Here is a 19,683-nt window from a genome sequence, read left to right on the forward strand (position 1 = left end):
GATGGCGGGTAAAATTCCACTGGCCGGGGTTATCGGCTCTCCTATTTCGCACTCCAAATCTCCGCAGTTGCATCGGCACTGGTTGAAAACCTACGGCATTCCCGGGGATTACATTCCGATGGATGTGGCGGCGCATGATCTGCCAGAGGTGCTGCGGGCCCTGCCGAAAGCCGGGTTTGTCGGTGTCAACATCACGATCCCGCATAAGGAAACCATTCTTGAGATTGCAGACCTTGTGACGGATCGCGCGACTCTGATTGGTGCTGCGAATACACTGATCTTCCGCAAGGATGGCAAGATACATGCGGACAATACGGATGGGTACGGTTTTGTCGAAAACCTGAAAGCAGGTGCGCCGAACTGGAACCCTGCGGCTGGCCCCGCGACAGTGTTGGGTGCCGGTGGTGCGGCGCGCGCTGTTGTTGCATCGTTGCTGGACGCCGGGGTGCCCGAGATTTTGGTGACCAACCGGACGCGTGTGCGCGCCGAAAAGCTGGCGGATGATTTTGGCAAGCGCCTGACAATCATCGACTGGGTGCAGGCAGGCAATATCCTTGAAGAATCCGCGCTGGTTGTGAACACCACGTCCCTGGGCATGATCGGAAAACCGGCGATGCGTGTGCCTCTGGATGGCTTGCGCCGTGGGACGGTCGTGACGGACCTTGTTTACACACCATTGAAAACCGATCTACTGGCGGCGGCAGAAGCAGCGGGATGCGTCACGGTCGATGGCCTTGGCATGTTGTTGCATCAGGCGGTGCCCGCGTTTGAACGGTGGTTCGGACAACGCCCCGAGGTGGACAGCCTGACGCGTGCGGCGGCCCTCAGATGACGTTTCGTCTGGGGCTGACCGGGTCCATCGGGATGGGAAAATCGACAACAGCGCAGATGTTTGTCGAGGCCGGATGCGGGTTGTGGGATGCGGATGCCGCCGTGCATCGGCTCTATGGCAAAGGCGGTGCGGCCATTGGCCCGATGTCCGATGCCTTTCCCGATGCGATTGAAAACGGTGCTGTGTCGCGCGCCAAGTTGCGGGACATCATCGCGGCAGACCCCACTGCGCTGAAGCGGATCGAGGCCATTGTGCATCCGCTTGTCGGCGCTGACCGCGCTGCTTTCATCAAAGAGACTGAGGCGGATATTGCGGTCTTTGACATCCCGTTGTTGTTCGAAACCGGTGGGGAAACCACTATGGATGCCGTGGCTGTCGTTCATGTCTCAGACGACGTGCAAAAATCGCGTGTGATGGAGCGTGGCACGATGACCGAACAGCAGTTTCTGGCGATCAAGGCCAAGCAGATGCCGAGTGCGGAAAAATGTGCCCGCGCGGATTTCGTGATCGAAACGGATACAGTTGAACATGCCAGGGCGCAGGTACATCATGTGATCGAGCAGATCAGGAGCCGGACCCAAAATGCGTGAAATCGTTCTGGATACCGAAACCACGGGGTTCGACCCTGAAAGCGGTGATCGCATCGTTGAAATCGGAGCCATCGAACTGATCGGCCACATGCCGACCAGAAACGTGTTTCACGAATATATCGATCCCGAACGCTCCATGCCCGACGAGGCGTTTCAGGTGCATGGGCTGGGTGATGATTTTCTGCGGGGAAAGCCCAAATTCGCCGCCTTAGGGCAGAAATTTCTGGATTTTGTCGGGGATGCCAAACTGGTCATCCACAACGCGGCATTCGACATGAAATTCCTCAATGCCGAGCTGAAGTGGATGGGTCTGCCGCAGATTCCGTATGACCGGGCCATTGATACACTGGACATCGCGCGGCGCAGGTTTCCCGGGTCGCCTGCGTCTCTGGATGCGCTGTGCCGCCGCTTTGGCATCGACAATTCGGCGCGCACCTTGCACGGCGCATTGCTGGACAGCGAAATTCTGGCCGAGGTGTATCTGGAACTGATCGGGGGCCGACAGCCGGACTTTGGACTGTCGAGCAGCGCGGGCCGATCGGGGCAAGGCGGCGAAACATCGGAATGGACGCCATCGCCGCGGCCATCCCCCTGCCCAATCGTCTGACGGATGCCGAAAAAGAAGCGCATGCGGCCTTTGTCGCCGGACTGGGCGAAAGCACGCTTTGGCCAAATTAAAACACCCGACGCGTTGGCGCCGGGTGCAAGATCCGAAAATCTGAAAGACTTATGCGTCTGCTGGTGCAGCCTGATTTTGGCGGCGTGCGATTTCATTGCGGTAAAGCGAGATGAAATCGATGTTTTCAAGGTTGAGCGGCGGGAAGCCACCGTCACGGGTGATGTCGCTGACCACACGGCGCAGGAACGGGAAGATCATGCGCGGACATTCGATCAGCAGGAAGGGATGCATCTGGTCTTCGGGCACGTTTTCAATGTGGAACAGGCCCACATAGTCAACTTCAAGAACGAACAGGACGGTCTCACCCTCTTTGGCCTTCGAGGTGATCTTGAGCTTGATCGCGACCTCGTACTGGTTGTCTTGCGACCGTTTCTTTGCGTCCAGGTTCACCTGTACCTGAACGTCCGGCTGGACGTCTGGCGACGCACCTTTCTGCGCCACGATGTTTTCGAACGACATGTCGCGTACGAACTGTCCAAGCACGCGCATCTGCGGCTGAACTGGTTGGGCTGCTGGTTGCGCTGCTTTTTCTTCTTCGGCCATTAGTCTTCTCCCGAGGGCGATTGAATTTTGTGTCTGGTAACAGCTTGGCGACGCGGCCTCAATGCTTCGTCCAGCCTGAGGGTGGGCGACTGTCATCGGGTCCGGGTTCTACTTCTGCATACTCGCCTTCGATCACATCCGATTGGGGTGGTCGCTGGGGGTGCGTGCTGAACGTCGTGACGTTTATGCGGGCACGCGCCCATTTGAACACGGCCAACCGGACGGCGGGCACAAGCAGGGCAAAGCCGACAGCATCGGTGAAAAACCCCGGCGTCAGCAACAAAGCGCCGGAAAACAGGATCATTGCGCCATGGGCCAGCGCCTCGGACGGGTCGCGCATTTCATTAAACGAAGATTTGACCTGCCCCAGCGCCTGCATCCCCTGCGCGCGCACCAACATGGTGCCAATTACAGCGGTGATAACGACAATCAGCAGCGTGTACCAAAGGCCGATGGCCCCCCCGATCTGGATAAAAAGACCGATTTCAATCAACGGGACCGTAAGAAATGCTATAAATAACCACATCTGCGACATCCTTTCCCCTGCCCACGCAGGCCGTGCAGTGGACTTGGCACCACTGGTCACCTACATAGTGGTCAGACGTGGCGGTTGCCACCCGACCCCGCTTAACGAGGTATGAATGAACTCTCCGTTGATCCAGTTGCTTGTGCTTGCAGGCATCGCCGTCTTTTTGATCCTGCGTCTGAAAAACGTCCTGGGAACGCGTGAGGGTTTTGAACAGCCCCCCGTTCCGAAACAGGCGAATGATCGTCTTGGGCGCCCCGACCTCGAAGTGATCGAAGGCGGACCCGACCTTGATATCACCGATCACGTCGAAGAAGACAGTGACGCCGCCAAAGCGCTGGCCGGTATGAAGCGGATTGAACCGTCGTTCAACGTCGCCGACTTTTTGCAGGGCGCGCGCGGTGCCTACGAGATGATCGTGATGGGGTACGAAACGGGCGAGTTGTCCAATATCCAGCCCTTCCTGTCCGAAGAGATTTACGAGATCCTTTGTCGACGGTGTGGCCGCACGCGAAGATCAGGGCCTGACCATCGAGGCAGACTTTATCGGTGTGCGCGAGCTGAAGCTGATGGACGCCACTTTCAACGAAGACACGAACGAGGCTGAGCTGACAATCCGCTTTGTTGCGGAGCTGACATCCACTGTCCGCGATCAGGGCGGCGACATCGTGGAAGGCAGCCCGACCGAGGTAAAACGGCAAAAAGACACATGGTCCTTTGCCCGAACCATGGGGGCTGACGACCCGAATTGGCTGTTGGTGTCTACAGACGCGTAATCCGGCACTGTGTCGGGTTCCTTTGTGCGGCTGCGTTCACGGTGAGTGGGGCGGCCGCAGATATCCGTTACACGGTTCTGGATTATTCCGCCCTTGATGGGTGGGCTGAGGACGATCACGCGTCCGCCCTAGATGTCTTTCGCAGCACATGTCGTGACATGAACGACCCCGATTGGCGATCTTTGTGCGCGGTCGCATCAGAGATACCGGACGCCAAAGCGTTCTTTGAACTCTTCTTTCGCCCGGTTCTGATCGAAGACGGGCAGCCGGGGCTGTTCACGGGCTATTTTGAACCTGAGCTGCAGGGATCGAAGCGACCAAGCACCCGCTATCGCTATCCGGTCTATGCCATGCCGCGCGAGGCGCGCGTGTCCCGCCCCTGGCACACCCGCCGCGAGATCTTGCAAGGCGGTGTCATGAGCGGGCGTGGTCTGGAAATCGCCTGGGTCGATGATCCTGTCGAATTGTTTTTCCTTCAGATCCAGGGGTCAGGCCGCATCAAGCTGCCAGGCGGGCGCACGATCCGGGTTGGATATTCCGGTTCGAACGGGCACGAATACCGGTCCATCGGGCAGGAACTGGTGCGCCGTGGCACCTATGCACCTCATCAGGTCAGCGCGGACGTGATCAAGAACTGGGTGAAACGGAACCCTGCTGCGGGCGAGGAGCTGTTGTTTCACAACCCCTCTTACGTCTTTTTTCGCGAGGTGAGTGAGGTGCCGCCGGAACTTGGCCCGCTCGGTGCGATGAACCGGTCGATCACCACGATGCGGACAGTTGCGGTGGACCCGGCCTTTGTGCCGCTAGGCGCACCTGTCTGGATCGAAAAGGATGGGCGCGACCCGCTGCGCCGGTTGATGGTCGCGCAAGACACCGGATCGGCGATCAAGGGTGCGCAACGGGCTGACGTCTTCTTTGGCACAGGTGACAAGGCCGGTCGCGAGGCCGGTCGTTTGCGTGATCCCGGCCGCCTGATGGTCCTGATGCCGATCCAGCGCGCATATGCCCTGCTGCCCGAAAGCGCGATATGAAACGCCGCAAGCTGCGACCGGATGAGGAAGAACTGTGGCGCAAGGTTGTGTCCAATGCCGAACGCCTGCACCCGGAAAAGCGGCTGAAACCTGCTGATTTCGTGACGACTCCGCCTGTGCAGCCGCGCAAGAAGGCGACATTCGATGCGATGCCGAAATCCCTGACGATCAAGCCGTCCCGCCCAACGACGTCTGCCCATCTGTCCCCGTCTATTGCGGAACAGGTGGGTGCCCAACCGGTGCAGATGGATCGCAAGGCCTTTGACCAGATGAAACGGGGCAAGTTGCGTCCCGAGGGCAAGCTGGATCTGCACGGGATGACGCTGGAACGCGCGCACCCTGCCCTGACCCGCTACATCCTGAGCGCGCAGGCGCAGGGCAAACGGCTGGTTCTGATCGTCACGGGCAAAGGCAAACAGCGCGATGATGGCGGGCCGATTCCGGTGCGCTTTGGCGTGTTGCGCCATCAGGTGCCGCAATGGTTGTCCATGCCGCCACTGTCTTCGGCTGTGCTGCAGATCACGCAAGCGCATCTGCGCCACGGTGGCGGAGGTGCCTATTACGTATATCTACGCAAGACGCGGTAGGGCGGTGCGATAGCGCCGGATGCCCAACCACATGCACAGGCTGGAAAACAGGAAATAGACGGCGACTCCCAGATATTGCGTGGTCAGATCGATCTGCAAATCAATCAAAACACCTGTGATCCCCGGCCCAATGGCGGAGCCCAATACCATCACCGCCGTCGCCATCGCCTTGATCGAGCCGATGAACCGTGTGCCATAGAATTCGGCCCAAAACGCGTTGGGTAGGGTCGAATTGGCCCCTGTCGTCAGCGCCAGAAAAACAAAGCCGATGGCGGCGTGACCAAGCGAGGTCGCGACAGCGAACACGCCAAACGCGATGACCATGGGCAGTTGATACAGTGGGATCAACCGCGCGGTTCCGAACCTGTCCAGCGCAATTCCCGACACGACCATCGCCCCAATCGCAACGGATGTGTAAAGCGGAAACAGGGTGACCAGCGAAAGGTGCGTCCATCCTTTCAGCTCGGCAAAGTACACCTGATGAAAAAAGAAGGCGGTGTTGAACGCGGACGGCCCCAGAATGGCGGGCACCATGAACCAGAACAGAGGGTGGCGCAGCGCGGAGCGACGCGACCAATGCACATCGTCCATGCCAATGCTTTGGTTTTCATCGGCCATGGATTGCGGCGTGCGTTCGGTGCGCAGCAGCGTCATGAGGATTGGTATGCCCACAAAGGCGATGCAGGCGGCCACCACCCAAAGTGAGCGCCAGTGAAACACCCCAAGCAGGGCCACAAAGATCAGCGGCAACAGCGCCTCACCGGCAGCGAATCCAAGCGATGCGATGGACAGTGCGCGCCCGCGCGTCGCCACGAACCAGCGCGCCATGGACACGATGGCGATGTGGCTGCACATCCCCTGCCCCATTAGACGAAGGGCAAAGATGACCACGGGCAACAGTGCCACATACGGGTTCCACGCCATTGCCAGACAAGCCACTGCCAAGCCCCCCAACACAAGAATGCCGAGGGTGCGCGCGCGGAACATGTCCGTCAGGCTACCCGCCCAGATCATGACGGCAGCAGATGCCGTGGTACCCAGCGAATAGATCGCACCCCAACCGCCGTGACTGAGGCCAAAATCGGCCTGAATTTCAGCGGCAAAGAGCGAAATGAAATATGTCTGCCCAAATGAGGACAAAAGCGAAAGCAGCGCCCCGGCGGACAGCCAGTTCCGGTTTTCGCTCAGAAAGGAAAGCAGACCTGTCGGCAGCGTGCGTGCCGTCACTGTCCGATGCTTTCTTCGGCAGGGTCAACCGGGCGGCTGACCTGACCCGTGATGACCCGGCGCTGGCCCGGCAACAGGACAATGGCCCCGCTGCTGCCCCGCAAAAACTCGCGATCCAGATCCGAGGACCGGCGCAACAGTTGAATGAGCGCAGGTGAGCCGCCAGCCACAAAATGATTGCCGGATTTCCGGTCGGAAAATGCGGTCACATCGACCACGTTGATCGGCAGGTCCGCGACTTCGTCAGCGTTCGCGATATTGCCAAGCTGGGTTCTTTGGCCGCGCAAACGCGAGGACAGCCGCAGCACTGCGTCCTTGCGTGACACGATCACGACGAACGGGTCAGGCACATCCCTGATCTGGCGAAACTGGCTGCGAAAGACGTCGACGTTGATGTCTGGCGACATCAGGATGACACCGCGAATATTCGCCCCAACCCACCCGGGCTGCGCAATTTCAAGCTGGCGAAACGTCTCCATCACCAGCGCGCTGCCCATGGAATGCGCCACGACGATCACGTCCGGTTGTCCCGCACTGCGCACTGTGCGCAACAGATCGGCCAGACCATCGCGGGCAAACAGCGCGCTGTCCTGGTCGTATTCATAGCCCAAAGGATTGGCGCGGCTTGGCCAGGCATAACTGACATGGGCGCCGGGAATTTCCAGGTCATGGCCCAGTTGCGCCATGCGGAACGCGGAATCCGCAAAGCTGTTGTTAAAGCCGTGCACAAACACGGTGACTTCGCGTCGGTCCGTCGATCTGGCGTCGATCTCGGCACGCAGGCTGCGCGTGAACCCGGCCGGTTCGTCAAATTGCTGCAGCTCAGCAATGGCGAAATCGCGCTCCGGTTTGGGCCGATCATACCCGTCCGACACGCTACCCAGTTCACGATTTGGCGGGATCGAGACTGTGGTTTTCAGCAGGCGCAATTTCGTCGCGCGTTCGATGCCAAATTCGCCCGAATCGTTCGTCGCCCGCGTCGTGCCCATAAAAACGGGCACGTTCAGCCCAAAATTCAGCGCATCGGGAACGACGGGCGCGGCTGTGCGGTCATTGCACGCGGCAAGAAGCATCATCAACGCAACTGTCACCCACCGCATGTTCTTTGTCCTGCCTGTCCCTGACCCGGTCTTAGCCCAGATCAGCCTGCGCGACTACAGCACATAGCGACTGAGATCGGTTGAACGCGACAGCTCGCCCAAATGCTGCTCTACAAAGGCGGAATCAACGACGATTTCCTCGCCACCCCGATCCGGCGCGGTAAAGGACAGTTCCTCGAACACACGTTCCATCACGGTATATAGGCGGCGCGCGCCGATGTTCTCGACGGCCTGATTGACCTCGGCCGCGATGCGGGCCAGCGCGCGAATACCTTCGGGTTCGAACGTCACGGTGACTTGTTCGGTCGCCATCAGGGCCGAATATTGCAGCGTCAGCGCGTTGTCGGTTTCCTCAAGGATGCGTACGAAATCGTCTTCGGTCAGCGCGCGCAACTCGACCCGGATTGGCAGGCGGCCCTGCAATTCGGGCAACAGGTCTGACGGTTTGGCGATATGGAAGGCGCCGGAGGCGATGAACAGGATGTGGTCGGTTTTGACGGGTCCGTGTTTCGTGCTGACAGTTGTTCCTTCGATCAACGGCAGAAGGTCGCGCTGCACCCCCTCGCGGCTGACATCACCGCCGCGCGCGTCCGAGCGGGCACAGACCTTGTCGATTTCGTCAAGGAACACGATCCCGTTTTCCTGCACGGCCTCCATCGCCGTTTTGGTTACGGTTTCATCATCGAGCAGCTTGTCGGCCTCTTCGCCGATCAGAACATCATAACTGGCGGCGACAGTCAGTTTCTTACGTGTGGTGCGTCCGCCCATCGCTTTGCCGAACAGATCGCCGAGGTTCATCATGCCCGCGCCCGCCCCCGGCTGGCCGGGGATATCCATCATCGGGAATGGGTTAGAGGTATCGGCGACGTCCAGTTCGATCACGGTGTCGTCCAGTTCGCCTGACCGCAGTTTTTTGCGAAACATCTCGCGCGTGCCATCGCGTGCGTCCGTGCCTGCGATGGCGGTGATCACGCGATCTTCGGCGGCTTGCTTGGCCTTGGTCGCGACATCCTCGCGCATCAGATCGCGGGTTTGCGCGATGGATGCGTCTACGAGATCACGAATGATCTGTTCCACGTCGCGCCCGACATAGCCGACCTCGGTGAACTTGGTTGCCTCGACCTTGAGGAAGGGCGCGCGCGCCAGTTTGGCCAGACGGCGGCTGATTTCGGTTTTGCCCACGCCGGTGGGGCCGATCATCAGGATGTTCTTGGGATAGACCTCGTCCCGCAGGTCATCACCCAGTTGCTTGCGCCGCCACCGGTTGCGCAGGGCGACGGCCACGGCGCGTTTGGCATCCGCCTGTCCGATGATAAAGCGATCGAGTTCCGAGACGATTTCGCGTGGGGTCAGGTCAGTCATTCTTGTTTCCTTTGAGCGCCTCGACGGTCAGGTTTCCGTTTGTGTAGACACAGATATCGGCGGCAATCGCCATCGCATCCCGCGCCACGGTTTCTGCGTTGCGGTCGCTGTCGATCAGCCCGCGCGCCGCCGCCAGCGCAAAGTTGCCGCCCGACCCGATGGCCGCCACATTATGTTCGGGTTCCAGCACGTCGCCCGCGCCCGTGATCACGAACATATCGGTGCCGTCTGTGACGATCAGCATCGCTTCCAGCTTTTGCAGGTACTTGTCCGTGCGCCAGTCTTTGGCCAGCTCGACACTTGCGCGCGCCAGTTGCCCCGGCGTCGCCTCCAGCTTCGTCTCAAGCCGTTCCAGCAGGGTGAACGCATCCGCAGTTGACCCGGCAAAGCCTGCGACCACGTCAAATCCACCGGGGCTGAGGCGCCGCACCTTGCGTGCACTGCCTTTGATCACGGTCTGACCCAGCGACACTTGCCCGTCGCCTGCAATCACCACCTCGCCGCCCTTTTTCACACCGATGATGGTGGTGCCGTGCCAGCCGGGGAAACTATCATTTTGCATGCGTTGTACTCCTCTGGCAGGGTATGTGAAACGTCAGCGCGCTGTTCACAAGGGCTAAACAAAATAATGATGGCACCGCACCGTCATCTGTTGGAGGCCGCGCAAAGCACGTTTGATGATCTGGTTGTTCAGGCCTTTGACGATCCGCCCGCCTATCGCAAAGTACGGCATTGGATCAAATCGGATGCCAACCGCGAACATGTTGTGGTGCGCTTTGACAGTGATGGCGCGCCTCCGCTCATCCTCAAGCAGGCGTTTCGCCCCAAAGACGAGGCCGAGTTTTCGGGAATCCTGAGAAACCTGCGCGCGGCCGAGGCAGCGACCGCCGATCTGGACGATGTGACAGTGCCGCGTATTCTGGCGGTGGATATGGCGCGGCAGGCCTATTTGATGACGTTCATTCCCGGTCAAACGCTGTTGGATCTGTGCCGTCAAAGCGATGATCACAGACCGATTTTGCGGCAGGCAGGCCGCTGGCTAGCGGCCTATCATGCCGGGACATTTCAGGAGGACCGCGCGTTCCAGCCCAAGTTCATGGCGCGCCATATGCTGCATCTGGTCAGTCAGATGGACAGTGGCGAACGCCGGATAAAGGGGCAAAAACGGTTCAAGGCGTTGGCGCATCAGGTGCAGGATTGGGTGGGCCCATGTTCCGGCAGGATCAGCAAGGTGTCAGCGAAACATGGTGATCTGAATGCACACAACATCCTGATGTCGGACGGGTCTGTCGGGGCCTATGATTTCCTGCCACACAGCCACGCGCCGGTCGGATATGACATCGCACGCCTGTTGCTCAGCTACACCCAGATGGAGGGTGACATCAGTGCAATCCCGCAGGGGCATGTGATGCCACCGGCGCTTTTCGATGCGTTTTTTGAGGGATACGGGTTTGTCCCCCCGGATGATCCCGGGGTGACGTTCCTGATGCGGATACAAATCCTGACGGATTGGAACAGGTTTAATCACAACCTGACTGTGTCCGCCACGCTCCGGTTTCAGCGACTGCGCGCAATCGCCAACCGGGCGTTTGACTGATCAGATCGACGATTCGATCCAGCTTTGCAGGGCGGCCTTTGGTTTGGCGCCCGCCATGTTCGAAACGACCTCACCGTTTTTGAAGATGAACAGCGCAGGAATACCACGCACGCCCATCTGCGCAGGCGAATTTGGATTTGAATCCACGTCGACCTTTACGATTTTGACTTTGCCTTCCATCTCGGTCGACAGCTCTTCGAGCGCTGGGCCGATCTGTTTGCACGGGCCGCACCATTCAGCCCAGAAATCCACCACGACGGGGACATCGGAATTTTTGACTTCGGCGTCAAAAGTTGAGTCAGTTACTGCCACAGTCGCCATTGTATTTCTCCTGGATGGATCACGCGTAGGGTCGGAACCTATGTATCGCCCTTGATGTCGTCAAGATATGGCGTGCGTTGCAGCGCGTCCATCACCATATCGTGCGGAAGGGACATCAAATTTCCCGTTCGCGTCCACAGAATGCTGAGTGTTTGGGCGCGGCCCGGGTAAATCTGAAACAGTGCAGTGCTATAGGCGGCCATCTGGCGCAATACGCCGTCCGGGCACATATCAGGCGTTTCCGGGACGGCCCGGTTGCTTTTGAAATCGATGATGTGGATGTGGTCGGGCGTCACGATCAGACGGTCGATCATACCATGAAGGCGTGTTTGGCCAAGCTGCGCGGTGACGGACACTTCGGCAAGTGTCGATGACGCGAAAATATGGGCAAGAGAAGGGTCGTTCAGAATGGCTTCGGCCTCTCGTCGCGCTTGATCACATAACTTGTCACTTAACTCTATGGGCGGGCGCTTCGTTGACTGCGGTGCGCTTGTTTCCAGCAAGTGATGCACCCAGGTGCCGTAAGCCTTTGCCGTGTCTTCATCGAGCCCGTCACCGGGCAGCGCCTTGGCCCCGCCCAGATCAGAGGGGGAGACGGTTTTGGATGGCGTAGGCAGCACGGGTGCATCAGCCGAAAAGAGCGCGGGCAGGTCAATGTCCAGTGTGTTCCCTGTTGGCTGAGGCCCGGCATCTGCGAAGTCCCACGACCCATGCTCCATCCGCAGCCCGGGGCCAACAGGTGTCTGCAACTCAAACGCACCGCTTGCGCGCATGCCGGCCTCGACCCGCTGGTGCCAGTCGTCACCATCTTTGGCCAATTCGCCGGATGCCCCGACAATCAACCACTTTTCCGCCCGTGTTAGAGCCACATATAGCAAGCGCAGGGACTCCTCGCGCTGGGCGGCTTTCATCTCTTCGATCCGTTCGACCATCTGGTCCGGCTGCGCTGCCGAGGGCATTTTCCAGACTGGCGTGCCGTTCATCGTGATGATTTCATCCCGGATCACGATGTCTCGCTTGCCGCATTCCGGCAGAATGACAATGGGGGATTCAAGGCCCTTGGACCCATGAACCGTCATCACCCTGATCTGGTTCGAGGCGCTGTCGATCTGGCGTTTGACCTCAAGGTCGTCCGTCTCCATCCACGCCAGAAACCCGGTCAGGCTGGGCACTGACGCGCGTTCGTAAGCGAGGGCCTGGGACAGAAGCGCGTTTATTCCGTCTTCTGCCTCTGATCCGAGCCGCGCCAGAAGCCGTTTGCGCCCCTCGTGCCGGGTCAACATGCGTTCAATGAGATCGTAGGGGCGCAGAAAGTCGATGTTGTCCCGCAAATCGAACAGGACCGAGACTGTTTCGGGGTATTCGGCCTCTTTTTTGCGCAATGCGGCCCACAGGAATTCATCCTTCCGGTGATGGGCGAGTGTGAACAAATCCTGTTCCGACCACTTGAACAAAGGTGAGCGCAGCGCTGTTGCGAGCGACAGGCTGTCATCCGGTGTCGCAAGAAAGGCGAGCAGCGCCCCAAGATCGCGCACGGCAATTTCGGCCCCAACCTTCAGACGGTCCGCCCCCGCGATGGGCAGTTCCGCTTCCTTGCAGGCGCGAATGATGTCGGGAAAGATACCGCCGCGGCGTTGCACAAGGACCAGGAAGTCGCGCGGCTGGACGGCGCGTGGGCCATTCTTGTCCGGAATATGCACCTTGTCCGTGATCATGGATTTGATCTGGCCCGCGATCTGCCTTGCAAGAATACGGTATTGGTGTTCCGGACTGCGCCGGTCCAGTGGGTCAAACCAATCCTGATCCGGTTCCTTGTCCGGTTTCGGTACCAACGGCCACAGATCAACTCGACCGGGCAGATCCGTGTTGAACGCGATATGTTGCCCGTGACCAAATCCGGCTGATGCGGCATCGCGAAACACCTCGTCCACCAGCCGTAGGATCGCGGGCGACGATCTGAACGAATGATCAAGGGTCAGATCGTGCAAATCTTGCCCCGATTCACCCAGTTTAGAGCCAAATTCACGCTGCATCCGGTCAAACTCGCGCGGATCAGCGCCTTGAAAGGAATAGATCGATTGTTTCTTGTCGCCGACCACGAAAATCGTCCGTGTGACATCAGCCCGCGCGCCTTCACCGCTCGAAAACTCCTCAGCCAGTCGGCGGATCACATCCCACTGCGTCGGGCTGGTGTCTTGCGCCTCGTCCACCAGAATGTGATCGATGCCGCCATCCAGACGGTACAAAACCCAGGCGGCAACGCGGTCATCGCTTAGCAATTGGCGCGCCTTCTGGATCAAGTCGTCAAAATCCAGCCAGCCGCGCCTGTGTTTGACAGCCTTGTAGTGATCGGCAAAGCGGCGCGCGAACCGATGCAGCACGACCGTGCGCTCGGCTGCCTCGAGCGCCAGCATGGGGGCGCGCGAATCTGCAACCCGCTGCATCAGGAAATTCAGCGGTTCAATCAGGTGTGGCACCGCGTTTTGCGTATCTTTGGTGGGAAACTGCCCAATTTTGGCCTGATGCGCTGCTTTGGCTTTGGGCCCAAACAGAAAGACATCCATCAGATGTGGCAATGCGCTGAAATCAAGGCCGCTCAACCTGCTCAGCTTTGCGCCAGCCTTGGCATCATTCCCGCCTCGTTTGATCAACGCTGGTATCAATGCTTGCAACGTGTCCCAATCTCCGGCCGTGAAGGCCGCATGTTCGATGGCCGCCCTTGTCAGTGATGGCGGTTGATCAAACAATGCCAGCGCATCACCCAAACGCATTTCGGTAAAGGCGTCCGCCATCCCCACCATCGATTTGGTCAGCTTGAGAAAATCCTCGCCCGTGTAGTATTGGGCGACGGTGGCAAGTACGCCTGCATCCTCGCCTTCGGCCATCTGGTCCACTAGCTCAGCGCGCAGCAGGTCTGCAGCGCGATCTTCGATTTCCGTGAATTGTGGACTTACCCCGGCTTCGAGCGGAAAACGCCGTAACAGAGACGCACAAAACGAGTGGATGGTCTGGATTTTCAAACCCCCCGGCGTCTCAATCGCGCGGGCAAACAGGGTGCGGGCGCGGCGTAAATCTTCTGCGTGAGGTGTGCGATCCAGACCCAGTTCCGCCAGCGCCGCCGTTAGTGCGTCGTCATCCAGCATCGCCCAGGCGCCCAGCCGCTGGAACAGGCGGTTCTGCATCTCGGAGGCTGCGGCTTTGGTATAGGTCAGGCACAGAATGTGCTGTGGTTCGACCTCTTCCAGCAGCAGGCGGGCGACGCGATCTGTCAGCACGCGTGTCTTGCCCGACCCTGCATTTGCGGACAGCCATGTCGATGCCATCGGTTCCGCCGCACTGTGTTGACGGCGTGTCGCCTCGTCCAGCTGCGTCACGTCAGCACCTCGGGTTCGGCATCTGCGGACACATCCCATTCACCAAAGCGCGCAAGCTGATCATAATCGCGCGCGTCTGTATCATTTTCCATGGCGCGGCGAGACACGTACCCTTTGTCGCCTTCCAGATAGGCAGACAGCAGGCTGACCAGTTCAGCGAGGATTTTGGAACCCGGTTCGTCATCGATGGGGGCGTCTTCGATCCGTGGATTCGACCCTAACCCGACGAATTGCGCGGCTCGCACTGTGCGCGGCCCCAGTTTGTTGAATGCGCCCTCTTCGACCATCGCTGCCTCGATCAGAAGCTGTTTGTCAAAGTGCCTTTGCTTGTCGCGGGTGGGCGGTGATCCGGATTTGTAGTCATACAGAATGACGTCGCCCGCCGGATCGATGTCGATGCGATCAGCGCGGCCCGTCAAAGTTGTCGCGATGGACGGCAGGACAAGGCGGCCTGTTGCGTCCTTTTCAAACAGGCTGGGGGTGGCAATGGCCTGACGCTGAATCTCAGTCTCGACAATCCACGCGGCGGAACGTTGAAAGCGGGCGAGCCACAGGGCGCGCGCAGCGGGCCAGGGGACTTTGGCGGTCAGCACGTCTTGTGCGTGGCTTAATAGCGCCTCGACCGACAAAGCGTTGGACTCTGCGAGCGTCGCTTTGACAAACGCCTCCATGACGTCATGCGACAGGATCCCGCGCAGTAGCGCATCAGGTGTCTGCACCAACGGATTGAGCGCGCGCAGCTTCAGGCAATGTTTGGCATAGATGGCGTAAGGATCGCGGATCAGTGTCTGGATCTCGGTCACGCTGAAACCACGGGGCCGCGCCGATACAGGCGGGCAGGGCGCGGGTCGCGGGGCCCTTGCGACGTCCTCGGTCGTCTCCAGTTTGCGCACGCGATCCAGCCAGATTGATCCGCGGTTCTGCATGTCCTTCCAGACGTCTGGCGCACCTTGCGTCGCCAAACCGACCGTCAGGTTTTTCAATCGGTTGATCCACCGCGAGGGTACGGTTTCTGCATCGTCCGAACGGATGGAACGCGTCAGCCATACCTCAGGCGCGGCGATGGCTTGTTGAAAGTCATGGGCCGAAAGCCCGATGCGGCGTTCGGGCAACAAAAGCCCTGCATCGAGACGCATTTTTCGGTTGAGCCACGGATCAGGTTTGGGCGCTTCGGGCCATGTTCCATCGTTCAAACCCGCCAAAATGACAAGTTCGGCACCTTGAACCCGTGCCTCTAGCGTGCCCCAGATCATGATCGTCGGGTGAGGCGTGTCGCGGTCGCGCACTTCGCCCTGACTGAGAATACCGCCAATCAGGTTTGCGTAATCCGAGGCGGTCAATTCGACGCCAAATTCGGCCTCGTCCCTGACCGATGCGATGGTAGCACGCGCCTCCTGGCCCGCCTTTTTCAGCCACAACTCACCTGCATCCTTGCCGTTCGGTCCATTGGCGATGGATTCGGCAAGCGCGATGTGGCGATCAAGCCAGTCGGCCAGCATCAATTTTCCCGGTAACTGTTGTCCAAAAGTCAGACTGGCCACCCACGTGGCCCAGCGTTCCATTCCCTCGACATCGTTTTTATCAGCAAGGCTGGCGCAATGCAGCAGGCTGTCACGGTCGGGATAGGGCAGCCCCTGTTTGCGCATCCGCAATTCCAGCTTTTGCGTCTTGAGCACATGTTCGTTTCGGTCATGACCCGAATGCGTCAACGGATGTTTGAGCAGAGTGAGCAGCGCCTCGGCATCCAGCGGACGGTCAAACAGGTTGGCGACATGGCGCAGGAATCGACCAGGTGGGGACAGGTGCAGGGGCGTGCCCGCGCTGTCGTCCGGCAAAATGTTCCAGCGATCAAGGGCGGCGGTGACCTGACGGGTCAGCATCCGATCTGGCGTGATCAGGGCGGCGCGCTGCCCGGTCTCCGCAGCTTGGCGCAGGCGCATGGCAATTGCGATGGCTTCGGCGCGGGGTGTGTCCGCCTCGACCAGCGTGATCGGGGCGGTCGCAACATCGAGGTCGGTAAGTTCGGGCCCTTCAATCCGCCAAGCATCGGTGACCGGGGCCGGGCGCAGGGCGAGGGAGACGAGACGGTTTCGCGACTTCGTCAGCACAGGCGTGTCCGACCAGTGTGCGATGTCGTTTGTGTGGATATTCAACCGTTCGGCAAGTTTCAGAGACCTGAATTGCGGGTGGTCTTCACCCGCTTTGTCCTTGGCCATCTCATCCCAGACGTCGGGCATGTCGAAATCGAAACCGGGCAGGATCACACCGCCTTGCGGCAACGCGGCGATTGCCTGCATTAACAACTGCGTGGTGCCGCGCGATCCGGTGGAGCCGACGACCAAAACAGGATCTGTAACGGGTGTTTCGGCCCAATGGGCGATGAGACGCAGTACCGTGTCGCGCTGTCGCCCCTCGGCATCCGGAGCGTCGCCGGACGCATCGATATAAGATTGCGCGATTGCGATGAACTGTTGCGCGCGCGCCCAATGACCGGACTGATCGGATACATCGAGCTTTGCAATATCCGCCGCACTCACGCCTTCACCCTGCATCTCGTCCATCAGGGTTGCCAGACTGTCCGCCATATCAAACCCGGCTGTTTCGGGGGCGAACCCTGTCTGTTGTTCGATTAGTTTGTTGGTCAGCGCGACCAGTTGCAGACGACGACGCAAGGCCGAGGCTGCCTCTGGCAGCGGATCACCCGGCAACAGATCATCAAGGTCTGTGATCATCCGGATACGCGGCAAAAGGCGGGGCGGCCCGGCATCGAACAAATCGCGCAGACGGCGCGCCATGCGTCGGGTGTTGACGAACAAGGTGACCCGCGCCCAGTCTTCTGGCGCTGCATTTTGCAGCCTTTGCTCCAGCCCCCGGATGACGGCGGCGGGGAAATCCACGCCCATGGCGCAGCCGAAGACGCGGGGTGATGTCGAGGGGTCAAACATCGCCGCGCTCCAACATGGCCTCAGCCTCTGCAATGCCGCCGGGGTGGCCGACATCGCACCAGTGCCCGGGATAGGTGAGACCGAACATACGCTGCTGATCTGCCATCATGTTCCAAACAACGTTCAGCGAAAACGCCTTGTCAGGGACTGTTTTCAGTAAATCGGTCTTCATGATTTGTGCGCCGGCATAGACAGAGTCACCGCCACGGTGCAGACGGCCAGCGGCATCAATGTCAAAGTCGCCGCGCCCCGTTCTGCCATGAACCCGCTCCAGCGGCACACAGACCAACAAGGCATCCATGGCGGCAGGATCCCACGCGTCGAGCAACAATCGCAGCGGGTTTGGTCCGGCCCAGATTGCATCGGAATTCAAGGTGGTCACAGGGCCCGTGCCAAGCTGTGGCAACGCGTTTCGCAAACCACCGCCGGTTTCAAGAATCTCGGGCTCTTCCCGGATTGTCAAAACGGATGTCCCATTCAGATGCTGTTCAAGAAGCTCTGGCAGATAGTGCAGGTTTGCGACAATCGGGTCTGCGCGCACGCCACGTGCAAGATCGAGCGCGTGATCGATCAGCGCGCGCCCGGCCACTTTGATCAGGGGCTTGGGCTGATGCGCGGTCAGGTGCTTCATCCGCGTCCCGAATCCGGCCGCAAACAGCATCAGGGCAGGGGGATGGTGGCGCATTGATCTTTGAGCTTTTGCAAAAGGGCAGGGGTGGGTGTCGGCAATGTTTCGTGAACTAACGGTTTGATTTTCGCCAATGAGGGATGGTTCAGATTGATATTGATGTGCCCCCAAACACGCGGGATCAGATCGACATAGTGCGGCTTGCCATAGTGCATCGACAGACGTGCGAACACGCCCAGTATCCGCATGTTTCTTTGGACGCCCAGTAAGGCAAAGGCGGCATGAAACATGCCCGCGTCACACCCGGCCGCAGTGACATAGCGTTTGATCATCATGTCGCCCGTGTCGGCATGCACATCGCGCCGCGCATCCTGCACAATAGACATGAGATCATAGGCCGGGTGACCCAGCATCGCGTCCTGGTAATCCAGCAGGCCAACCCGCTGGACACCGCTGCGTGCGGGCAGCCAGATCAGGTTTTCGGCGTGGTAGTCCCGCTGGATCAAGACAGTGGCGTCTGCATCCAGTGGCGCGAGCAGCGCGTGAAACTCCGTCTCAAAGGCCGCTTTGGCGCCCTGATCGACAGACCCCTGCGTACCGCGCTGATACCAGTCGAACGCCAAGGCGGCGCGTTCAGTCATCACGTCAGCATCATAGCGGGGCAGGTCAGGGGCCTTGGATTGATGCAAATGCAGCAGGACATCGACGGACGCCTCATAAAGCGGCGTTGCCAGACTTGCATTCTTTTCAATCACACGCGCGAACAGGTCATCGCCGAGGTCTTCGATCAAAAGCAGTCCGTTCTTCTGATCATCAGCAAAGATTTCGGGCGCCGACAATCCAACGCTGCGCAAGTGGTTGGTGATCTCTAAGAAAGGGCCGACATCTTCGCCCTTTTCTGCCGGGGCATCCATCAGGATCACTGTGGCCTGAGGGGATTTTGCCAACCGCTCATATCGGCGGTTCGAGGCGTCGCCTGCGACCAGCGTGCGTTTTATCCCGCCCCAGCCTGCGTCTGCCAGAAAGGCTGAAATGATCTTGTCGCGGTCAGACATGTTGCACGAGGTCCGCAAGCCGGGCGTGCCATTTGGCATCCGTCCAGGACAGGTGCGCCGTGCGACTGTCAGGCTGTGGGGAAATATCGATCAGCAGCGCATCTGCCGGGGTCAAAGGGCCAAGGCGATCAGGCCATTCGACCAGACAAATCGCATCCTCGAACGCTTCGACCAACCCAAGTTCGTCGATTTCCGTGTCCATTGACACACGGTACAAATCGGCGTGCCACAATGCACCCGACGTGGTGTCATAGGTTTGGACAAGCGTGAAAGTTGGCGATGGGACGTCTTCGGGTGTGATCAAAAGCGACTGGATCAAGGCGCGCGCAAAATGGGTTTTGCCAGCGCCGACTGGTCCGCTCAACAACACAACGTCCCCAGGGCCTAAAACCTTACTAAGCGCGACACCACATCGGGCCGTGGCATCGGCGTCAGGCCAGTCGAGGTTTAGTGGGCTTGCAGTCATCCCGCCAAACTATCCGCATCCCCGGTCGCTGCAAGCGGAATGAC

The 19,683-nt window shown here is 59.5% G+C and carries 17 protein-coding genes and 2 pseudogenes; 7 read left to right on the forward strand and 12 right to left on the reverse strand.

Annotation, left to right across the window (positions count from 1 at the left end; translation table 11 throughout):
* Window position 1: 1 nt before the first annotated feature.
* The 3 genes and pseudogenes from ACERZ8_RS05640 (at window position 2) to dnaQ (ending at window position 2,100) form a co-directional block, all read left to right on the forward strand.
* Window positions 2-832: a shikimate dehydrogenase gene (locus tag ACERZ8_RS05640; protein WP_407591186.1), complete on the forward strand. Its 831-nt coding sequence runs from the start codon at window positions 2-4 to the stop codon at window positions 830-832.
* On the forward strand, window positions 829-1,422 hold the full coding sequence (gene coaE, locus ACERZ8_RS05645) for a dephospho-CoA kinase (protein ID WP_407591189.1): 594 nt from the start codon (window positions 829-831) through the stop codon (window positions 1,420-1,422). The genes ACERZ8_RS05640 and coaE overlap by 4 nt, the downstream gene beginning before the upstream one ends.
* Window positions 1,415-2,100 (forward strand): annotated as a pseudogene (gene dnaQ / locus ACERZ8_RS05650) (DNA polymerase III subunit epsilon). Before coaE ends, dnaQ begins: the two are co-directional and overlap by 8 nt.
* Window positions 2,101-2,149: 49 nt before the next feature.
* Here the strand turns inward: dnaQ and secB are convergent.
* On the reverse strand, window positions 2,150-2,644 hold the full coding sequence (secB, locus tag ACERZ8_RS05655) for a protein-export chaperone SecB (protein WP_407591191.1): 495 nt from the start codon (window positions 2,642-2,644) through the stop codon (window positions 2,150-2,152).
* A gap of 58 nt (window positions 2,645-2,702) precedes the next feature.
* Window positions 2,703-3,170: an FxsA family protein gene (locus ACERZ8_RS05660; protein WP_407591193.1), complete on the reverse strand. Its 468-nt coding sequence runs from the start codon at window positions 3,168-3,170 to the stop codon at window positions 2,703-2,705.
* 115 nt (window positions 3,171-3,285) lie between these two features.
* Between ACERZ8_RS05660 and ACERZ8_RS05665 the strand changes: the two are divergent.
* From ACERZ8_RS05665 to ACERZ8_RS05675, 3 genes and pseudogenes are all read left to right on the forward strand, one after another.
* Window positions 3,286-3,946 (forward strand): annotated as a pseudogene (locus ACERZ8_RS05665) (Tim44/TimA family putative adaptor protein).
* Between the two features lie 41 nt (window positions 3,947-3,987).
* Window positions 3,988-4,977: a murein transglycosylase A gene (mltA, locus tag ACERZ8_RS05670; RefSeq protein WP_407591195.1), complete on the forward strand. Its 990-nt coding sequence runs from the start codon at window positions 3,988-3,990 to the stop codon at window positions 4,975-4,977.
* Entirely contained in the window at window positions 4,974-5,564 is a 591-nt protein-coding gene (locus tag ACERZ8_RS05675; protein ID WP_407591197.1) for a Smr/MutS family protein, read from the forward strand. The genes mltA and ACERZ8_RS05675 overlap by 4 nt, the downstream gene beginning before the upstream one ends.
* Here ACERZ8_RS05675 and ACERZ8_RS05680 read toward each other — a convergent pair.
* The 4 genes from ACERZ8_RS05680 to hslV are packed head-to-tail and all read right to left on the reverse strand — an operon-like array spanning window position 5,547 to window position 9,815.
* A complete protein-coding gene (locus ACERZ8_RS05680; protein ID WP_407591198.1) occupies window positions 5,547-6,791 on the reverse strand; it encodes an MFS transporter in 1,245 nt (414 codons plus the stop codon). The genes ACERZ8_RS05675 and ACERZ8_RS05680 overlap by 18 nt on opposite strands.
* Complete coding sequence (locus tag ACERZ8_RS05685; RefSeq protein WP_407591199.1) at window positions 6,788-7,891, reverse strand: alpha/beta hydrolase; 1,104 nt, start codon at window positions 7,889-7,891, stop codon at window positions 6,788-6,790. The genes ACERZ8_RS05680 and ACERZ8_RS05685 overlap by 4 nt, the downstream gene beginning before the upstream one ends.
* Before the next feature lie 54 nt (window positions 7,892-7,945).
* On the reverse strand, window positions 7,946-9,253 hold the full coding sequence (gene hslU, locus ACERZ8_RS05690; protein WP_407591200.1) for an ATP-dependent protease ATPase subunit HslU: 1,308 nt from the start codon (window positions 9,251-9,253) through the stop codon (window positions 7,946-7,948).
* Window positions 9,246-9,815 carry an ATP-dependent protease subunit HslV gene (gene hslV / locus ACERZ8_RS05695; RefSeq protein WP_407591202.1) on the reverse strand — a complete coding sequence of 190 codons (570 nt, stop codon included), beginning with the start codon at window positions 9,813-9,815 and terminating at the stop codon, window positions 9,246-9,248. The genes hslU and hslV overlap by 8 nt, the downstream gene beginning before the upstream one ends.
* A 66-nt stretch (window positions 9,816-9,881) precedes the next feature.
* On the opposite strand from hslV, the gene ACERZ8_RS05700 reads away from it, so the two are divergent.
* A complete protein-coding gene (locus tag ACERZ8_RS05700; protein WP_407591205.1) occupies window positions 9,882-10,850 on the forward strand; it encodes a phosphotransferase in 969 nt (322 codons plus the stop codon).
* Here the strand turns inward: ACERZ8_RS05700 and trxA are convergent, their stop codons facing one another.
* From trxA to tsaE, 6 genes are read right to left on the reverse strand one after another with little or no spacing between them, the layout of a single operon-like run.
* The gene (trxA, locus tag ACERZ8_RS05705) at window positions 10,851-11,171 is read right to left on the reverse strand and encodes a thioredoxin (protein ID WP_407591207.1); all 321 of its coding nucleotides are present in this window, start codon (window positions 11,169-11,171) and stop codon (window positions 10,851-10,853) included.
* A 38-nt stretch (window positions 11,172-11,209) separates the two neighbouring features.
* A complete protein-coding gene (addA, locus tag ACERZ8_RS05710) occupies window positions 11,210-14,545 on the reverse strand; it encodes a double-strand break repair helicase AddA (RefSeq protein WP_407591209.1) in 3,336 nt (1,111 codons plus the stop codon).
* Window positions 14,542-17,490 carry a double-strand break repair protein AddB gene (addB, locus tag ACERZ8_RS05715; RefSeq protein ID WP_407591211.1) on the reverse strand — a complete coding sequence of 983 codons (2,949 nt, stop codon included), beginning with the start codon at window positions 17,488-17,490 and terminating at the stop codon, window positions 14,542-14,544. The genes addA and addB overlap by 4 nt, the downstream gene beginning before the upstream one ends.
* A complete protein-coding gene (locus ACERZ8_RS05720) occupies window positions 17,483-18,175 on the reverse strand; it encodes a nucleotidyltransferase family protein (protein ID WP_407591213.1) in 693 nt (230 codons plus the stop codon). Before ACERZ8_RS05720 ends, addB begins: the two co-directional genes overlap by 8 nt.
* Window positions 18,151-19,173: an aminoglycoside phosphotransferase family protein gene (locus ACERZ8_RS05725; RefSeq protein WP_407591215.1), complete on the reverse strand. Its 1,023-nt coding sequence runs from the start codon at window positions 19,171-19,173 to the stop codon at window positions 18,151-18,153. Before ACERZ8_RS05725 ends, ACERZ8_RS05720 begins: the two co-directional genes overlap by 25 nt.
* Window positions 19,166-19,639, reverse strand: a complete 474-nt coding sequence (gene tsaE / locus ACERZ8_RS05730; RefSeq protein WP_407591217.1) for a tRNA (adenosine(37)-N6)-threonylcarbamoyltransferase complex ATPase subunit type 1 TsaE — start codon at window positions 19,637-19,639, stop codon at window positions 19,166-19,168. Before tsaE ends, ACERZ8_RS05725 begins: the two co-directional genes overlap by 8 nt.
* Window positions 19,640-19,683: the final 44 nt, after the last annotated feature.

The sequence above is a fragment of the Tateyamaria armeniaca genome (genome assembly GCF_045797845.1).
GTDB classification, from domain to species: Bacteria; Pseudomonadota; Alphaproteobacteria; order Rhodobacterales; family Rhodobacteraceae; genus Tateyamaria; species Tateyamaria armeniaca.

Bases quoted from the DNA above. Each gene is read 5' to 3' on its own strand.
- ACERZ8_RS05640 (WP_407591186.1), top strand. From the start codon at position 2: ATGGCGGGTAAAATTCCACTGGCCGGGGTTATCGGCTCTCCTATTTCG.
- coaE (WP_407591189.1), top strand. From the start codon at position 829: ATGACGTTTCGTCTGGGGCTGACCGGGTCCATCGGGATGGGAAAATCG.
- secB (WP_407591191.1), bottom strand. From the start codon at position 2,644: ATGGCCGAAGAAGAAAAAGCAGCGCAACCAGCAGCCCAACCAGTTCAG.
- ACERZ8_RS05660 (WP_407591193.1), bottom strand. From the start codon at position 3,170: ATGTGGTTATTTATAGCATTTCTTACGGTCCCGTTGATTGAAATCGGT.
- ACERZ8_RS05675 (WP_407591197.1), top strand. From the start codon at position 4,974: ATGAAACGCCGCAAGCTGCGACCGGATGAGGAAGAACTGTGGCGCAAG.
- ACERZ8_RS05685 (WP_407591199.1), bottom strand. From the start codon at position 7,891: ATGCGGTGGGTGACAGTTGCGTTGATGATGCTTCTTGCCGCGTGCAAT.
- hslU (WP_407591200.1), bottom strand. From the start codon at position 9,253: ATGACTGACCTGACCCCACGCGAAATCGTCTCGGAACTCGATCGCTTT.
- hslV (WP_407591202.1), bottom strand. From the start codon at position 9,815: ATGCAAAATGATAGTTTCCCCGGCTGGCACGGCACCACCATCATCGGT.
- ACERZ8_RS05700 (WP_407591205.1), top strand. From the start codon at position 9,882: ATGATGGCACCGCACCGTCATCTGTTGGAGGCCGCGCAAAGCACGTTT.
- trxA (WP_407591207.1), bottom strand. From the start codon at position 11,171: ATGGCGACTGTGGCAGTAACTGACTCAACTTTTGACGCCGAAGTCAAA.
- addB (WP_407591211.1), bottom strand. From the start codon at position 17,490: ATGTTTGACCCCTCGACATCACCCCGCGTCTTCGGCTGCGCCATGGGC.
- ACERZ8_RS05720 (WP_407591213.1), bottom strand. From the start codon at position 18,175: ATGCGCCACCATCCCCCTGCCCTGATGCTGTTTGCGGCCGGATTCGGG.
- ACERZ8_RS05725 (WP_407591215.1), bottom strand. From the start codon at position 19,173: ATGTCTGACCGCGACAAGATCATTTCAGCCTTTCTGGCAGACGCAGGC.
- tsaE (WP_407591217.1), bottom strand. From the start codon at position 19,639: ATGACTGCAAGCCCACTAAACCTCGACTGGCCTGACGCCGATGCCACG.